This is a genomic window from Secundilactobacillus silagei JCM 19001, from assembly GCF_002217945.1.
GTDB lineage: Bacteria > Bacillota > Bacilli > Lactobacillales > Lactobacillaceae > Secundilactobacillus > Secundilactobacillus silagei.
On record NZ_BCMG01000030.1, the window covers coordinates 1 to 755 of the forward strand.

The 755-nt window shown below is 43.3% G+C and carries 1 protein-coding gene; it reads left to right on the forward strand.

All coding sequences use genetic code 11. The features are described from left to right. The coding region (locus CES79_RS12385) for an IS30 family transposase (protein WP_143456353.1) at window positions 1-755 on the forward strand (755 nt) is incomplete at both ends.

Here is a 755-nt window from a genome sequence, read left to right on the forward strand (position 1 = left end):
ATCATACTTACCAAGATATGGCTGACGCCTTAGGCGTTGCCAAATCAACTATTAGCTATGAATTAGATCGGGTCAAACCCTATGATCCCGAATTAGCGCAACAAGACGCAGATCATAAAAGGCGGGCTTGTGGTCGCCATTCAATTCTAACGCCATCATTGACAATTTTAATTACCAACCACCTACGTTTAACTTGGTCACCAGAAGCGATTGCGACAGCTTTTAACCTGAGCACCGCTTCAATTTATAACTGGCTTAAGCTTGGCTGGTTACCTTTCAACTTGGCTGATCTACCTAATCGAAATGTCCGACAGCGCCGAGCTAATGAGCATCGTGTCACATTTACAAGTGGGACTTCCATTGAACAACGACCAAAATCTGTCAATCAGCGATTAGCTTTTGGTCATTGGGAAGTCGATACGGTACTTTCTAGCCGAGGTCAGTCACGAGCATGTTTGGTCACTTTTGTAGAACGTAAAACCCGGCTTCTATGGGCTATCAAAGCCCCTAATCGCACCGCCAAGGCCTTAAATGATACCTTTGGAAATTTTATGGGGACCTTCGGTTCCCAAGTGAAATCTATAACTGTTGATCATGGTAAGGAGTTTGCCGATTATCGATCCATAGAACAAGACTATCAGATTAAAGTTTATTTTTGTCACCCGTATTCACCATGGGAACGGGGATCCAATGAATATTTCAATCGATGGTTACGGTGGTTTTTCCCGAAAAAGACTAACTTTGACCAGATAACG